Origin of the sequence: Chromobacterium indicum, assembly GCF_039708975.1 — a bacterium.
GTDB lineage: Bacteria > Pseudomonadota > Gammaproteobacteria > Burkholderiales > Chromobacteriaceae > Chromobacterium > Chromobacterium piscinae.
The window spans coordinates 104,135-120,060 of record NZ_JAYFSJ010000010.1 but is presented as its reverse complement, the minus strand read 5'-3'; the positions used below and the strand labels follow the sequence as shown (position 1 = coordinate 120,060).

At 65.5% G+C, this 15,926-nt stretch carries 16 protein-coding genes; 6 read left to right on the top strand and 10 right to left on the bottom strand.

The window, feature by feature from the left end; all coding sequences use genetic code 11:
- Nucleotides 1-62: 62 nt before the first annotated feature.
- Nucleotides 63-1,295: a pyridoxal phosphate-dependent aminotransferase gene (locus tag VA599_RS15070; RefSeq protein WP_346789415.1), complete on the bottom strand. Its 1,233-nt coding sequence runs from the start codon at nt 1,293-1,295 to the stop codon at nt 63-65.
- 235 nt (nt 1,296-1,530) lie between these two features.
- Between VA599_RS15070 and VA599_RS15065 the strand changes: the two genes are divergently transcribed.
- On the top strand, nt 1,531-1,899 hold the full coding sequence (locus VA599_RS15065; RefSeq protein WP_346789316.1) for an Mth938-like domain-containing protein: 369 nt from the start codon (nt 1,531-1,533) through the stop codon (nt 1,897-1,899).
- Here the strand turns inward: VA599_RS15065 and VA599_RS15060 are convergent.
- From VA599_RS15060 to queA, 7 genes are all read right to left on the bottom strand, one after another.
- On the bottom strand, nt 1,896-3,209 hold the full coding sequence (locus VA599_RS15060) for an MFS transporter (RefSeq protein WP_346789314.1): 1,314 nt from the start codon (nt 3,207-3,209) through the stop codon (nt 1,896-1,898). The two genes, VA599_RS15065 and VA599_RS15060, sit on opposite strands and share 4 nt — an antisense overlap.
- Before the next feature lie 594 nt (nt 3,210-3,803).
- Nucleotides 3,804-5,120 (bottom strand): NAD(P)/FAD-dependent oxidoreductase, encoded by a 1,317-nt coding sequence (locus VA599_RS15055; RefSeq protein ID WP_021475502.1) that lies wholly within the window; start codon nt 5,118-5,120, stop codon nt 3,804-3,806.
- A gap of 394 nt (nt 5,121-5,514) precedes the next feature.
- Nucleotides 5,515-7,041 (bottom strand): ubiquinone biosynthesis regulatory protein kinase UbiB, encoded by a 1,527-nt coding sequence (gene ubiB / locus VA599_RS15050; protein WP_021475503.1) that lies wholly within the window; start codon nt 7,039-7,041, stop codon nt 5,515-5,517.
- A gap of 7 nt (nt 7,042-7,048) precedes the next feature.
- Nucleotides 7,049-7,636 carry a ubiquinone biosynthesis accessory factor UbiJ gene (locus VA599_RS15045; RefSeq protein ID WP_104946214.1) on the bottom strand — a complete coding sequence of 196 codons (588 nt, stop codon included), beginning with the start codon at nt 7,634-7,636 and terminating at the stop codon, nt 7,049-7,051.
- Between the two features lie 19 nt (nt 7,637-7,655).
- On the bottom strand, nt 7,656-8,390 hold the full coding sequence (gene ubiE / locus VA599_RS15040; protein ID WP_021475505.1) for a bifunctional demethylmenaquinone methyltransferase/2-methoxy-6-polyprenyl-1,4-benzoquinol methylase UbiE: 735 nt from the start codon (nt 8,388-8,390) through the stop codon (nt 7,656-7,658).
- A gap of 2 nt (nt 8,391-8,392) precedes the next feature.
- Nucleotides 8,393-8,764 (bottom strand): gamma-butyrobetaine hydroxylase family protein, encoded by a 372-nt coding sequence (locus tag VA599_RS15035; RefSeq protein WP_104946213.1) that lies wholly within the window; start codon nt 8,762-8,764, stop codon nt 8,393-8,395.
- 42 nt (nt 8,765-8,806) lie between these two features.
- A complete protein-coding gene (queA, locus tag VA599_RS15030; protein WP_346789310.1) occupies nt 8,807-9,829 on the bottom strand; it encodes a tRNA preQ1(34) S-adenosylmethionine ribosyltransferase-isomerase QueA in 1,023 nt (340 codons plus the stop codon).
- A gap of 272 nt (nt 9,830-10,101) precedes the next feature.
- On the opposite strand from queA, the gene aroQ reads away from it, so the two are divergent.
- The 5 genes from aroQ (at nt 10,102) to VA599_RS15005 (ending at nt 14,511) form a co-directional block, all read left to right on the top strand.
- A complete protein-coding gene (gene aroQ / locus VA599_RS15025; protein ID WP_021475509.1) occupies nt 10,102-10,572 on the top strand; it encodes a type II 3-dehydroquinate dehydratase in 471 nt (156 codons plus the stop codon).
- 41 nt (nt 10,573-10,613) lie between these two features.
- Nucleotides 10,614-11,072, top strand: a complete 459-nt coding sequence (accB, locus tag VA599_RS15020) for an acetyl-CoA carboxylase biotin carboxyl carrier protein (RefSeq protein ID WP_021475510.1) — start codon at nt 10,614-10,616, stop codon at nt 11,070-11,072.
- 123 nt (nt 11,073-11,195) lie between these two features.
- Nucleotides 11,196-12,551 (top strand): acetyl-CoA carboxylase biotin carboxylase subunit, encoded by a 1,356-nt coding sequence (gene accC / locus VA599_RS15015; RefSeq protein WP_166440980.1) that lies wholly within the window; start codon nt 11,196-11,198, stop codon nt 12,549-12,551.
- Nucleotides 12,551-13,447, top strand: coding sequence for a 50S ribosomal protein L11 methyltransferase (gene prmA / locus VA599_RS15010; protein ID WP_021475512.1), 897 nt, complete (start codon nt 12,551-12,553; stop codon nt 13,445-13,447). Before accC ends, prmA begins: the two co-directional genes overlap by 1 nt.
- Nucleotides 13,444-14,511 (top strand): DUF3426 domain-containing protein, encoded by a 1,068-nt coding sequence (locus tag VA599_RS15005; protein WP_346789307.1) that lies wholly within the window; start codon nt 13,444-13,446, stop codon nt 14,509-14,511. Before prmA ends, VA599_RS15005 begins: the two co-directional genes overlap by 4 nt.
- Nucleotides 14,512-14,550: 39 nt before the next feature.
- Here the strand turns inward: VA599_RS15005 and VA599_RS15000 are convergent, their stop codons facing one another.
- Both VA599_RS15000 and VA599_RS14995 read right to left on the bottom strand, forming a co-directional pair.
- Nucleotides 14,551-14,871, bottom strand: a complete 321-nt coding sequence (locus tag VA599_RS15000) for an energy transducer TonB (RefSeq protein WP_346789305.1) — start codon at nt 14,869-14,871, stop codon at nt 14,551-14,553.
- Nucleotides 14,872-14,998: 127 nt separating this feature from the next.
- Nucleotides 14,999-15,886 (bottom strand): LysR family transcriptional regulator, encoded by an 888-nt coding sequence (locus tag VA599_RS14995; RefSeq protein WP_346789303.1) that lies wholly within the window; start codon nt 15,884-15,886, stop codon nt 14,999-15,001.
- Between the last annotated feature and the right edge of the window lie 40 nt (nt 15,887-15,926).

Sequence of the window (15,926 nt, the reverse complement as noted above, 5' to 3'; positions counted from 1 at the left end):
GCCGAGCCTGTCCAGACAGTCCTCAGGCGGCGGAGGACCGTCCGCCGCCCCAGGTCAAACGCTTACTCGGCGGCGCCGTGACGCTTGCGGTAGCTTTCCAGGAAGCGCGCGATGCGGCCGATGGCTTCGATCAGATCGTCCGAGTTGGGAAGGAATACCACGCGGAAGTGATCCGGCGCAATCCAGTTGAAGCCGGTGCCCTGCACCAGCAATACCTTCTCCTGCTGCAGCAGCTCCAGGATGAACTGCTGGTCGTCGGCGATCGGGTACACCTTGGGATCGAGCTTCGGGAACAGATACAGCGCGCCCTGCGGCTTGGTGCAGGACACGCCCGGGATATCGGTCAACAGCTTGTGCGCCAGATCGCGCTGGCGCGCCAGGCGTCCGCCAGGCGCCACCAGATCGTCGATGCTCTGATAGCCGCCCAGCGCGGTCTGGATCGCGTGCTGCGACGGCACGTTGGCGCACAGGCGCATCGAGGCCAGCATGTTCAGGCCCTCGATGTAATCCTTGGCGTGCTTCTTCTCGCCGGACAGAATCATCCAGCCGGCGCGGTAGCCGCAGGCGCGGTAATTCTTCGACAGGCCGTTGAAGGTCACCACGAACAGATCCGGCGCCAGGGACGCGATCGAAGTGTGCTTCACCTCGTCGTACAGCACCTTGTCGTAGATCTCGTCGGCGTAGATGATCAGCTGATGCTGGCGCGCCACTTCGACGATCTGCTGCAGCAGCTCGGGCGGATACACCGCGCCGGTCGGGTTGTTGGGGTTGATGATGACGATGGCGCGGGTGGACGGCGTGATCTTGGCGCGGATGTCGTCAATGCTGGGGAACCAGCCCTGCTCCTCGTCGCAGACATAGTGCACCGCGCGGCCGCCTGCCAGGCTCACCGCGGCAGTCCACAGCGGATAGTCCGGCGCCGGCACCAGCACTTCGTCGCCGTTGTCCAGCAGCGCCTGCATCGCCATCACGATCAGCTCGGACACGCCGTTGCCGACGATGATGTCGTCCATCGCCACATTCGGCAGATGCTTCTGCTGCGCGTAGTGCATGATGGCCTTGCGCGCGGCGAACAATCCCTTGGAGTCGGAATAGCCGGACGCCGCCGGCAGATTGGCGATCACATCCTCGATCAACTCGTCCGGCGCGAAGAAGCCGAACGGCGCCGGGTTGCCGATGTTCAGCTTGATGATGCGATGGCCCTCGTCCTCCATCTTCTTCGCGTGCTCGAGCACCGGGCCGCGGATGTCGTAACAGACGTTGGAGAGTTTCTGCGATTTGTGCACTGGCTGCATGGCGGCGGCGACTTCCGTTTCAGGCCGCCCGCCGGACGGAACGGTCTTGCGCTGGCGGTGTGGTTGTTTCATGGGATCTCTTGTCATTGTCCGGCCGGATGGAAACCACGCTTTGCGCGTGGTCGCGCCGGCCTCGGGTCTGGGTATAATCCTATCCCAATCTTTGGTGCGCTGCACAGCGCCGCCGCGCGGCCAGCCCGCCGCGCCCCACACACACGCCAATGGAGCCAATCCGATGAAAATGCATCAGTCGCTGGGACCCGGCCAGAACCTGTTCACCGGCTACGGCAAAGGCCACGTGCTGATTAACGCCCAGCGCCACGACGGCAACCTGATCGTCAGCGCCGACGCGGTGACCGCCTGGGCCGCGCCAGACTTCTCCAGCCTCGCCGCCGAACACTTCGAGGCGCTGCTGGCCTACCGGCCCGAAGTGGTGCTGTTCGGTTCCGGTGCCGCCCAGCGCTTCGTCCATCCCCGGCTGTACGCGGCGCTGACCCAGGCCCGCATCGGCGTCGAATGCATGGACACCCAGGCCGCCTGCCGCACCTTCAACATCCTGCTGGCCGAAGACCGCCGCGTGGTCGCCGCGCTGCTGGCGATTTAAAGCGCCTCGCGCCTGCGCGGCCGGCCGCTGTCGCGGTGGTACACCCACACCACGGCGGCCGAAGCCAACGACACCAGCGCCAGCAGCGCGAACAGCGCCGCCTGGCTCCAGGCTAGGCCGATCAGCACGCCGCCCAGCCACGGCCCCAGCACCGAGCCGACGCGGCCGACGCCCAGGCTCCAGCCGACGCCGGTGGCCCTGAGGCTGGTGGGATAAGCGCTGGCCGCCAGCGCGTTGACCGCCGGCTGGCCGCCGATGATGAAGAAACCGACGCAGAACAACAACGCGTACAGCCACAAGGCTTGTCCCTCCACCTGCCCCAGCAGCCACAAGCCAAGCGCGGCGAACAGGAAACAGAGCGGCAATATCCTGCGGAACCCGCCGCGGTCTATCCACCATCCCAGCAGCAAGGTGCCGACCACGCCGCCCAGCTGCAGCATGCTGCCCGCCAGCAGCGCGTCGCGCATCTGCAGGCCCTGCGCGCGCAGCAGCGATGGCATCCAGTTGGACAGAAAATACAGCACGATCAGGTTCAGGAAGCTCAGCAGCCACAGCAAGGACGTGCGCCGAGCCAGCCCGTCGCCGAACAGCGCGGCCACGGAGTTTCCGGCCGTCGGCGTCTCCGCCAGCCACGGCCGGCAATCGGCCGGCAAGCCCGGCTCCATCAGCCTCAGCCAGAACGACGCCTGCTCCGCGCGGCCGCGCAGCAGCAGAAAGCGCGCCGACTCCGGCAAGCCGCGCAGCATCGGCAGCCACAGCAGCAAGGGCGCGACGCCGCCGACGATGAACACCGAGCGCCAGCCGTGCGCCGGAATCAACCACGCCGCCAGCAGGCCGCCCAGCAGCGCGCCGGCGGTGAAACCGCAGGAAATCACCATCATCAGGCTGGCCCGCCGCCGCGCCGGGCTGTACTCGCCAGCCAGCGCCATCGCGTTGGGCATGATGCCGCCCAGGCCCAGGCCGGTGAGGAAGCGCAGCGCGATCAACTGCGGCAGCGTCTGAACCGCCGCCGTCGCCAACATCCCCGAGGCGAACATCAAGGTGCAGGTCAGCAAGACCGGCCGACGGCCAATGCGGTCGGACAAGACGCCGAACAACAAAGCGCCCAGCAGCAGACCGAACAGTCCGGCGGCGAACACCGGCCCCAGCGCCGATTTGGCGATGCCCCAATCCTCCAGCAAGGCCGGCGCGACATAGCCCATCGCCTGCACGTCGAAGCCGTCCAGAATCATGCACAGCCCGCACAACGCCAACAGCCGGTACTGAAACCCGCCCAGCGGGCGCTCATCCAACCACTTGCCCAACTCCATGCCCGCTCCTTCGATATGCGAATGTCAAAACAGAATCGAAGAAAGGCGGGAATGGGTCAAGCTGCGGCGCAGCACCAAATACCGGCCAGCCAGATACAAGCGGTGTCAATGAATCACTGCTGTCGGCAGCCATCTAAATCCTCTTTGGGCCGGTACTGGCAAAACAGCCTCGGACCAGGATGATGCCGATTGCGGTTAGATGGGCACTCGAAGCCTGGATAATCATGAAGCGCCCGACTTCCCCTTCTGGACGCGCCGTCCTGAAAGCTGAGGGCAAGGTCTTAAGCTGGCGCATGCTTGAGGCGCGCGACGTTAGCGCGCGCCGAGTTCGCCAGCGCCTTGCCCTCGGAATTCAGGGCGGGAACTCGCGGCCTGAGGGTCGGCCTGAGGGTCGGCCTGAGGGTCGGTCTGGGGGTGCAGGGGGGCTGGCCGCGCAGCCCCCTGGCCTGCCCGGCGGGCAGCCCCGCCATCCCAAACATCATCCGCGCATGCGGATTCCACCAAAATCCATCCCATCTCAAGATACAAAAATGCCGCTCGCCAAGCAGGCGAACGGCATCGATGCAGACGGGCCTCGGACCCGCCGGACCAGCCTCAGTGCAGCTTCAACGCCGGCCGCGCCGCCCGGCGCAGCTTGTCGCCGATGAACAGCAAAATCGCCAGCGCCCAGCCGTGCACGGCCGCCTGGTGCATCCGGTACAGCGAGGCGTAGATCAGTTTCGCGCCGCGGCCTTCCACATGGTAGTCGCGCTTCGGCCCCACCACCGCCGCCAGGCTGCCCACCGCGGTGTGCTTGCCCAGCGACACCATCATGCCCTGCGGCTTGAACGCGAACGGCCGCGCCGGCTTGTCGTCCAGCCGCCGCGCCAATTCGTCGGCCAGATAGCGCGCCTGCTGGTGAGCCACCTGGGCGGTGGCGGCCAGCATGCGGCCGCTATCGCCGTCCGGCGCGGCCGCGCAGTCGCCCATTGCGTAGACGCAGTCGCCGCCGGCGCAATGCAGCCGGGTATCCACCACCAGCTGGTTGATGCGGTTGGTTTCCAGCCCATCCAGGCCGGCCAGCCAGCCCGGCGCCTTGACGCCGGCCGCCCACACCGTGATGTCGGCCTCCACCTTGCGGCCATCGGACAAGGCCACGCCGTCCGCCTCCACCGCCGCCACCCGGCTACCGGTCAGCACCTGGATGTGCTTGCCGGCCAGCTGCTCCTCGGCATAGGCGGACAAGGACGGCGGCGCGGCGGCAAGAATGCGGTCCGCGCCTTCGATCACGCTGATCTTCACCCGCTCCGGCTGCAAACGCGCGCCGTAGTGGTGCAGCTCGCACATGGTGTGGTTCAGCTCGGCCGCCAGCTCCACGCCGGTGGCGCCGCCGCCGACGATGGCGATGGACAGCGCGCGCGCGGGCGCTTCGCCGCTGCTGGCGCGGAAGGCCTGCTCCAGCACGCGGTGGCGCAGCTTCTCGGCGTCGTTGGGGGTGTTCAGGAACATCGCGTGCTCGGCTACGCCGGGCGTGCCGAAATCGTTGGCTTCGGCGCCGACGGCGATCACCAGCCAGTCGTAGCCGATCTCGCGCTCGGGGCTCAGCAACTGGCCGTCGCTGCCGGGTATCGCCGACAGGCGGATGGTGCGGCGCTTCTGGTCCAGGCCCTGCATGAAGCCGAACTCGAAATCGTAGCCGTTGCGGTAGCCATGGGCGAAGTAGTTGACCTCGTCCTCGCCGGTGTTCAGCGCGCCGGTGGCCACTTCATGCAGCAGCGGTTTCCAGATATGGGTGGGCGAGCCGTCCACCAGCACGACCTGCGCGCGGTGCCGCGCGCCCAGCGTGCGTCCCAGCCTGGTGGCCAGCTCCAGCCCTCCGGCTCCGCCCCCGACGATGACGATGCGCGGCACGGCCGCGTTGCGGCTTAACATAAGCAGCTCCTGATGAGTGGTATTTTTTGCCAAGATTACCGCATTTTTCGTCCCGCCAGCGGCGTCCGGAGAAAATTAGCACCATGCCATGGAAACTTCATGCCGACAGCCTGTCCCCGCGGTCATTTGGCGGCGGCCGACGCCAGGCCGCCGCCAGAAAATATGTCTTTGGCTCGCATCCGACGACACTCGCAACACAACAAGCGCGGCGCGAAGGCGCAACACAAGATCAGGGCCTGGGCTCGCGCCTCTTATCCACAGCCGATCTCCGAACCGCCACTTGTCCACAGCATAAACGCGCCTGACATGAAAAACGGGCCGCGGCCGATGGCCGTTGCCCGTTTGCGCCGCCATCGTCCCGCAAGGCGGCATGCTTCCATCTGAAGACGCTTCCCTACCAAAGCATCTTCGCCAGCAGTCCTGCCAGCAGGATGGCGATCAGCATCAGCAGGAAATTCTGCCGCTTCTGCTCGCGCATCAGGTGCATATAGCCCTCTACCAACAGATCGCTGCTGGCCGAGCCCAGCGCCTCGTTCAGCTTGCGCGGCAGGGTCGGCAGCGTGGTCGCCCACTGCGGCGCCTCGTGCTTCAGCGTGCGCAGCAGGCCGCGCCAGCCGATCTGCTCGTTCATCCACTTGGTCAGGAACGGCTTGGCGGTGTCCCACAGGTCCAGCTCCGGATCCAGTTGCCGGCCCAGGCCCTCGATATTGAGCAGGGTCTTCTGCAGCAACACCAGCTGCGGCTGGATCTCGACGTTGAAGCGGCGGCTGGTCTCGAACAGGCGCAGCAGCACCATGCCGAACGAGATCTGGCTCAGCGGCTTCTCGAAGATCGGCTCGCACACGGTGCGCACCGCGGCTTCCAGCTCCTCGGCGCGGGTATCCTTGGGCACCCAGCCGGATTCGATGTGGGCGGTGGCCACGCGGTGGTAGTCGCGGTTGAAGAAGGCCAGGAAGTTGACCGCCAGGTAATGCTTGTCGGAATCGGTCAGGCTGCCGACGATGCCGAAATCCAGCGCGATGTAGCGGCCGTCCGGCGCGACGAAGATATTGCCCGGATGCATGTCGGCATGGAAGAAGCCATGGCGGAACACCTGGGTGAAGAAGATCTCCACGCCGAAGCGGCTGAGCTTCTTCAGGTCGACGCCGGCCTCGCGCAGCCTGTCGATCTGCCCCACCGGGATGCCGTGCATCCACTCCAGCGTCAGCACCTCGCGGCTGGAGTAGTCGTAAAACACCTCGGGCACGATCAGCATGTCCGAGCCCTTGAAATTGCGCCGCAGCTGCGAGGCGTTGGCCGCCTCGTGCATCATGTCCAGCTCATCGTGCAGGTATTTGTCGAACTCGGCCACCACCTCGCGCGGCTTCAGCCGCTTGCCGTCGGAGAACAGTTTCTCCACCCAGCCCGCCAGCGTCCGCATCAGCGACAGGTCCTGCTCGATCACCGGCAGGATGCCCGGCCGCAGCACCTTGACCGCCACCTCGCGGCCGCGGCCGCCGTCAGGCTGGCGCAGCCAGGCCTTGTGCACCTGGGCGACCGAGGCGCTGGCCACCGGCTTCAGGTCGAAATCGACGAACAGCTCCTCCACCTTGCGCCCGAGGCTGCGTTCCACCACTTGGCGGGCGATCTCGCCGTCAAACGGCGGCACCCGGTCCTGCAGCCGCGCCAGCTCGTCGGCGTATTCCGGCGGCAGCAGGTCGCGGCGGGTGGACAGCACCTGGCCGAACTTGACGAAGATCGGCCCCAGGCTCTCCAGCGCCAGCCTCACCCGCTGCGGCAGCGGCGCCGAGGTGTCCCGGCGAACAGGACACAGGCCGAACAGCTTGTGCAGGAAGGCGAGCCTGGAGTGGCCCTCGAGGAAATCGTCCAGGCCGTAACGGTACAGGGTGGCAACAATCTTCAGCGAACGCGATATCGACATAGATCCGTCAGGTCTGGGAATTCTGTTTATTGTTGAGCGCGGTTTCCAGGCGTTCCAGCCGCTTGTCCAAGCGGCCGGCGTCGTCGCGCAGATGGTCCACTTCGGCGACGAAGCGCTGCACCAGATGGCGGCTGGCCAACAGCGGCGCCTCTTCGCGCAGATGCTCGATCCAGCCATCGGCCAGGCGGAAGGCCAGTTGGCCCTTGAAGCCGAACAAGCCGCGCGCCAGGTTTTCCATCCGCTGTGCGGCCACGTCGCCGAACACCCGCGACAAATCCTCGCTGGCGTGCCAGTGCAGCTGGCCGACGATGCGCCCCACCGCAGACGCCAGCTCGGCATCGCCTTCCAGCGCGATATCCGCCAGTTGCGGCGCCTGGCCGGTCAGATGCGACAGCACCGCGCCGTGGCGCAGCTTCAGCCTGGCCTCGGGCTCGCCGTCGCAGGCAGCCAGCCAGCCTTCTTCGGTGATCACGCCGGCCACGTGCAGCGGCGGCAGCGCGATCGCCACCCGGCGGCCGGCATGGGCCGCCAGCTCGGCGCGCCGAGCCGGGTGCTGGTTCAGCAGATGGTTGAAGGCTGCGATCTGGATGGCCATGAAGCGCTCTCCCGCGAGATCAGAACTTGACGCCCTTGTGCAGCGCAACAACGCCGCCGGTCAAATTATGGTAGTCCACCTTGCCAAAACCCGCGTCCAGCATCATCTGCTTCAGCGTTTCCTGATCCGGGTGCATGCGGATGGACTCCGCCAGGTACTGGTAGCTGTCGGCATCGCCCGCCACCAGCTTGCCCATCACCGGCAGCGCCTTGAACGAGTAGAAATCGTAGAACGGCGACAGCGGCTTCCACACCTTGGAGAACTCCAGCACGAACAACTTGCCACCCGGCTTCAGCACCCGGCACATCTCCTTCAGCGCCCCGTCCTTGTGGGTCATGTTGCGCAGGCCGAAGGCCACCGACACCGCGTCGAAATAATTGTCCGGGAACGGCAGCTTCTCGGCGTCGGCCAGCGACACCGGCAGGATCACGCCCTCGTCCAGCAGGCGGTCGCGGCCCACGGTCAGCATCGAGCTGTTGATGTCGGTCAGCCACACTTCGCCGGTCTTGCCCACGCGCTTGGCCCAGCCGCGCGACAGGTCGCCGGTGCCGCCGGCGATGTCCAGCACCTTGTCGCCGGCGCGCACGCCAGAGGTGGTCAGCGTGAAATGCTTCCACACCCGGTGCAGGCCGCCGGACATCAGGTCGTTCATCACATCGTATTTGCCGGCCACCGAGTGGAAGACTTCAGCCACCTTGCCGGCCTTGTCGCTCTCCGCCACGGTCTTGTAACCGAAATGCGTGGTCTTATCCATGTTCACTCCCTGCTCGCGCCGGCGGCGGCGAGCTTGTCCAGGTATTGCTGCCAATACTGGCCGCGCTTGGCGCCCAGCTCGTATAGATAGGTCCAGCTGTAGAGGCCGCTGTCGTGGCCATCGTCGAAGGTGATCTTCAGCGCGTAATGGCCGACCGGCTCCAACGCCGTGATGCCCACATGCATCTTGCCGCTCTGCAGCTTCTCCTGGCCGGCGCCGTGGCCGCGCACTTCCGCCGACGGCGAGTAGACCCGCAGGTATTCGCACGGCAGCTCGAAGCGGGCACCGTCGTCGAAGGCGATTTCCAATATCTTCGACACCTGGTGCAGCTGGATTTCCACCGGCTGGGCGGCGTCTGGCGCAAGTCCGGACATGGGCATGATCCCTCTATATCTGATTGGACCGCGGCGGCGCGGTCAGGTCTTCTTTTCCAGCAGCATGGCGTCGCCGTAGCTGAAGAAACGGTATTCCTTCTCCACCGCGTGGCGGTAAGCCTGGAAAATCTCGTCGTAGCCGGCGAAGGCCGACACCAGCATCAGCAGCGTCGACTTGGGCAGATGGAAATTGGTCAGCAGGCGGTCCACCACGCGGAAGCGGTATCCTGGCGTGATGAAGATGTCGGTCTCGCCGCGGCCGGCGGTCAACTCGCCGCTGCGGGCGGCCGATTCCAGCGCGCGCACGCTGGTGGTGCCGATGGCCACCACGCGGCCGCCGCGGGCGCGGGCGGCGGCGACGGCATCCACCGTGGCCTGCGGAATGTCGTAGATCTCGCTGTGCATCTTGTGCTCGGCCACGTTGTCCACCTTCACCGGCTGGAAGGTGCCGGCGCCTACGTGCAGCGTGACGAAAGCGGTTTCCACGCCCTGGGCCTTCAGCCCGGCCAGCATCTCGTCGGTGAAGTGCAGGCCGGCGGTCGGCGCCGCCACCGCGCCCTGCTCGCGGGCGTAGACGGTCTGGTAGCGTTCGTCGTCGTCGTGCTCGGCGCTGCGCTCGATATAAGGCGGCAGCGGCAGCTTGCCGGATGCTTCCAGGATGTCGTAGACGTTTTCCTCGGCCAGGAAGCGCAGTTTGAACAAGGCGTCGTGGCGCTCCACCATCTCCGCCTCCCAGCGGCCGGCGAAGATCAGCCGGCTGCCCGGCTTCGGCGATTTGGAGGCGCGGACATGGGCCAGCGCGGTGTGGTCGTCCAGCACCCGCTCGATCAAGGCCTCAACCTTGCCGCCGCTGGCTTTTTCGCCGAACAGGCGGGCGCGGATCACGCGAGTGTCGTTGAACACCAGAAGGTCGCCGGCTTGCAGCCGGGACGGCAGGTCGGCGAAGCTCAGGTCGGACAGCGTCATGCCGTCCACGTGCAACAGGCGGCTGGCGCCGCGCTCGGCCGGCGGGTGCTGCGCGATCAGCGCCTCGGGCAGGTGGTAGTCGAAATCGGAAAGCTGCATTGCGGAAACTATCGTTCTGAATCGGCGAATTATACCCGCGCCCACTCTCCGGGCACAGTGCCGCGCGTCGACAGCCCTTGCCATCTCCGACTTTTCGCCACAGTATCCTCTCGGCATGGCGAAAACGCGCGCGCCCGAAAAAACGCCGAAAAATCTAGGGCCTTCACTCTAAACCGCGCGAAGCGATGCGCGGCGCGGCGCACCAAACAACCGTTTTAAATCCCGCAAACGCTGGACATCTTGCGGCGAATTGCGGCAAACTCGCGGCCAAGATGAAAAACAGGAGCCTGGCCTTGAGCCAATCCATCCTCGTGCTGCACGGCCCCAACCTCAACTTGCTTGGCGTTCGGGAACCACAACACTACGGCCGGGACACCCTTGACGACATCAATCGGCGCCTGACTCAGCAGGCCAAAGCGGCGGGCTTTTCCCTGTCCGCGCTGCAGAGCAACGCCGAGCACATACTGATAGAACGCATACACCAATGCCTGGATGACGGCACCGCCTTCATCCTGATCAATCCGGCGGCGTTCACCCACACCAGCGTCGCGCTGCGCGACGCGCTGGCCGCGGTGAAGGTTCCGTTCATTGAAGTACATCTATCCAACGTCCACGCCCGCGAACCGTTCCGCCAGCATTCGTATTTCTCCGATCTGGCGCTCGGCGTGATCTGCGGTCTGGGCGCCCATGGCTACGAACTGGCGCTTGCTCACGCGGTACGACACCTATCCGCGCAAGCCTGACCATCGTTACAGAACAGAATATCCAAATCGAAGGATCGACAATGGACCTGCGTAAACTGAAAAAACTGATCGACCTGGTCGAAGAGTCCGGCATCGCCGAACTGGAAGTGACCGAAGGCGAGGAAAAAGTCCGCATCACCCGCGTATCCTCGGTCGCTCAACAAGCTTTTGTCCAGCCGATGGCGCAGATGTACGCCGCTCCGGCCGGCACCCCGGCCGCGGCTCCGGCAGCCGCCGCTCCCGCCGCCGCCCCGGCCGCCGACACCCAGAACGCGATGAAGTCGCCGATGGTCGGCACTTTCTACCGCTCGCCGAGCCCGGGCGCCAAGTCCTTCATCGAAGTGGGCCAGAGCGTCAGCGCCGGCGACACGCTGTGCATCATCGAAGCGATGAAGCTGATGAACGAGATCGAAGCAGACCGCTCCGGCGTGATCAAGGCCATCCTGGTGGAAGACGGCCAGCCGGTGGAATACGGCGAACCGCTGTTCGTCATCGAGTAAGCGCTCGGTCGACATCGCGAGATTCAGGGCACGGCCAAGGTCTGTGCCCTTGTCGTTTGACGTGACAGCATGGGCCCCGGACCGGCCAAGCGCCTGGACCGGATCAGCCCGCGGAGAGATTCCATGTTCGAAAAAATTCTGATCGCCAACCGTGGTGAAATCGCGCTGCGCATCCAGCGCGCCTGCCGTGAAATGGGCATCAAGACCGTGGTCGTGCACTCCGAGGCCGACCGCGAAGCCAAATACGTGAAGCTGGCCGATGAATCGGTCTGCATCGGTCCGGCCCCGTCGGCCAAGAGCTACCTCAACGTGCCGGCGCTGATCGCCGCCGCCGAGGTGACCGACGCCCAGGCCATCCACCCCGGCTACGGCTTCCTGTCGGAAAACGCCGATTTCGCCGAACGCGTCGAACAGTCCGGCTTCGTCTTCATCGGCCCGCGTCCGGACACCATCCGCACCATGGGCGACAAGGTGTCGGCCAAGCACGCGATGATCGAAGCCGGCGTGCCCTGCGTGCCCGGCTCCGACGGCGCGCTGCCGGATGACCCGGTTGAAATCGCCAAGATCGCCAAGAAGATCGGCTACCCGGTCATCATCAAGGCCTCCGGCGGCGGCGGCGGTCGCGGCATGCGCGTGGTCCACTCCGAAGGCGCGCTGATCAGCTCGGTGCAGATGACCCGCACCGAAGCCGGCGCGGCCTTCGGCAATCCGACCGTGTACATGGAAAAGTTCCTGGAGCTGCCGCGCCACATCGAGATCCAGGTGCTGGCCGACGAATACGGCAACGCCATCTACCTGGGCGAGCGCGACTGCTCGATGCAGCGCCGCCACCAGAAGATCATCGAGGAAGCGCCGGCGCCGGGCATCACCGACAAGCAGCGCCAGAAAATCGGCGAAGCTTGCGCCGAAGCCTGCCGCCGCATCGGCTACCGCGGCGCGGGCACCTTCGAGTTCCTGTACGAGAACGGCGAGTTCTACTTCATCGAAATGAACACCCGCGTGCAGGTGGAGCATCCGGTGACGGAAATGATCACCGGCGTGGACATCGTGCAGGAGCAGATCCGCATCGCCGCCGGCGAGAAACTGCGCTATAAGCAAAAAGACATCGTGTTCGCCGGCCATGCGATGGAATGCCGGATCAATGCCGAGGACCCGTTCACCTTCGTGCCGTCCCCGGGCAAGATCGAGAGCTACCACCCGGCCGGCGGCCCCGGCATCCGCATCGACTCGCACATCTACCAGGGCTACACCGTGCCCTCGCACTACGACTCGATGGTGGGCAAGCTGATCGCTTACGGCGACACCCGCGACCAGGCGATGGCGCGGATGCGCGTGGCGCTGTCGGAGATGGCGATCTCCGGCATCAAGACCAATATTCCGCTGCACCAGGAACTGTTCCTGGATGCGGCCTTCCAACGCGGCGGCACCAGCATCCATTATCTGGAGCACCGCCTGCAGCAGAAAAAAGGGGAAGCCTGATGGCATGGTTGCAAGCCACCATTGATTCCGATTCCGCCGTCGCCGAACGGCTGGCCGACGCGCTGATGGATGCCGGCGCGCTGTCCACCGCCATCGAAGACGCCTGGGCCGGCACCGACCGCGAGCAGCCGATCTTCGGCGAACCGGGCGAGCCGGTGGACCAGCTGTGGAGCCAGAGCCGCATCATCACCCTGTTCGACGAGAACGCCGAAGTGGCGCTCTTGATCGCAGCCGCCGCCAACGCCTGCCAGCTGGCCATGCCGGCCTACAGCGTCGAGCGCGTGGAAGAGCAGGACTGGGTGCGGCTGACGCAGTCGCAGTTCGAGCCGATCCGCATCTCCGACCGGCTGTGGATCACACCGACCTGGCACGAGGCTCCGTCTCCCGATGCGGTGAACCTGCAGCTGGACCCGGGCTTGGCCTTCGGCACCGGCAGCCACCCCACCACCCGGCTGTGCCTGCAGTGGCTGGACAAGCAGCTGCAAGGCAACGAAAGCGTGCTTGACTACGGCTGCGGCTCCGGCATCCTGGCCATCGCCGCGCTGAAGCTGGGCGCAGCCTCGGCCGTCGGCATCGACATCGACCAGCAGGCGGTTCGCGCCAGCAAGGACAACGCCGAGCAGAACGGCGTGGCGGCCGATTTCTTCCTGCCGGACGCCAATCCGCAAACCCAGTACGACGTGGTGCTGGCCAATATTCTGGCCAATCCGCTGCGCATGCTGGGCGACCTGCTGGCAAGCCATGTGAAAACCGGTGGTAGAATCGTGCTTTCCGGCATCCTCGCCGAACAAGCCGAAGAACTGTCCGCCATTTACAGCCAATGGTTCGAGATGGACCCGCCGGTGTTCGACGAAGGATGGACTAGACTGACAGGAACCCGACGCGCCGCCGTATGACATACACGACACAGTGCCCCAACTGCCAGACCCGCTTCAAGGTCAATGACAGCCAGTTAGCAGCCGCCAATGGACTGGTGCGCTGCGGGCGCTGTTCCCATGTATTCAAGGCCCCGGACCATTTCGTCATCACCCGCCCCGAGCCGGCGCCCGCTCTGGCGGCGCCTCCGGCGCGCGATCCGATGGACGACTTCGAGCTGGAAGTGCCGGACTTCGATCCCCAGGCCCAGCAGGGCGATGTCCAGATCCTGCCGGATCCGGTCGCCGCTCAGCAGCCGCGCGCGGCGGCCGCCCCCATCCAGGCCGAAGCGCCGCCCCCGAAACAGGAAGACGTGGAAGCCTTCCAGCGCGCGCTGTCCGAGGCGATGCAGAACCGCCACGTCTCCACCCCGATCGGCAACCCCTTCGACGATCCAGAACCACCGCCCGCCCCGGCCCAGCCCGAGGTGTTCGGCAGCCGCCGGCGCGCCGAGGCTGCGCATGCCGAGGAAGCGCCGCCGGCGCACGTCGAATTCGATGAGCCGCTGTTCACCGACGCCGACGCGGTGGAAGAGGAGGCGGCCCGAACCCACAAGCCGGCCGGCCCCTGGCTGAACGGCCTGCTGGCCGCGCTGGCGGTGATCGGCGCGCTGTTCCTCGCCGCGCAGCTGGTCTACATCAATCGCACCCGCATCGCGGCCGAAGTGCCGGAATCCCGGCCGACGCTGGAACATCTGTGCCGCGCGCTGGATTGCGAAGTGCCGTGGCCGACCGACATCGCGCTGATCCGCACCGAATGGTCGGAGCTGGCCTTCGTCCCCGACTACCCCAATCTGATCCAGCTGTCGGCGACGCTGAAGAACCATGCGCAGTATCCGCAGGCGTATCCGATGCTGGAAGTGACGCTGAAGGACAGCGACGACCAGGTGCTGATCCGCAAGGTTTTCGCGCCCAAGGAATACCTGAAGCCGGACGACCTGAAGCTGAACCGCTTCAACGCCAACAGCGAGGTCAAGGTCACCATGCGGCTGGATGCCGGCAAGGTGCATGCGATGGGTTACAGCCTGTACTGGTTCTACCCCTGAGAACGGACGGCGCTCCCGCGCCGCCCCGTATCCGCCGCCTCACTCCTCCATCTTGAAATCGAATTCCTGGCTCAAGGTCGCGCTCGGCGCGCAGCGGTATTCGCGCAAGGCCTTGGCGATCTCCGAACGGAAGCCGCTGCGGTATTGCGGCGGAATCGCCGCGCTGAACGTCGCGCTTCTGATGCCGGATACCGAGCCGTCGGCGCCGGTCTTGAACGTCACCTTGACCACCCCGGCCACGTCATCCCTCATCGCCGCCACCGGATAGTCGGGTTTCTGCTGCTTGGCGCAACCCGCCGCCGCCGCAGTCATCGCCGCGCCCAAAACCAGCAAACCGGCCACCACCATCTTTGTTTGCATGACCTACTCCTTCCCGATACACGGAGCGCGTGCCTACGCGCGCCGGCTTCCGTTATAGGAAAAGAGATGATTGTCCGCATGCAAACATTTATCTTTAAAATCAATCCATTGACATGAACCATCCGCCTTAGCCGCGGAAGAATTCCGCCAGGTATTCAACGAACACCCTCACCTTGCCCGGCACATGGCGGCGCACCGGATAGACCACCGACAGGTCCAGGCAGTGCCAATGATAGCCGGGCAGCACCGGCACCAGCCTGCCGTCGGCCAGCTCCTCGTCCAGCAGAAAGCGCGGCTGCAGCACGATGCCCATGCCGTGCACGGCGGCGTCGGTCAGCACGTCGCCGTTGTTGGCCTTGAGTCCGCCACGGACCTTCACCTTGCCCTGGCCGCCATCCGGGGCCTGATAGTCCCAGACGTTGGGTTGGGAGGTCAGCGCGTACAACAGGCACTGGTGGTCGACCAGCTCGGCCGGGCTCTTGGGCGTGCCGCAGCGCGCCAGATAATCCGGCGAAGCGGCGAGCAAATCCTCTATCTGCGCCAGCTTGCGCGCCACCAAAGAGGAGTCGCTTAGATTGGACACCCGCAGCGCCAGATCGAACCCCTCCTCCACCAGGTCCACCCGTCGGTCGTTCAGGCTCAGCTCCACCTCGATCTGCGGATGGCGCTGGTGAAAACCGCCGATGATGCGCCCCAGATAGCGCATGCCGAACGACACCGGCGCCGACACTCTGAGCCTGCCCACCGGCTCGCTGGCGCCGTGGGACAGCAGCGCGTCCAGCTCGTCCAGTTCGCCCAGCAGGCTGCCCGCCTGGGCCAGATAGGTTTCGCCGGCCTCGGTCAGCGACAGCTTGCGCGTGGTGCGATGCATCAGCCGCACCCCCAACCGGTTCTCCAGCGCCGCCACCAGTTTGGTCACCATCGCCCGCGACAGCTCCAGCCTTTCCGCCGCGGCGACGAAGCTGCCCAACTCGGCCACGCAGACAAAGGCGCGTATCTCGGAGAATCTATCCATATAGTTTCTTATAGTGAAATAATTATTTTCAAAATGCAGT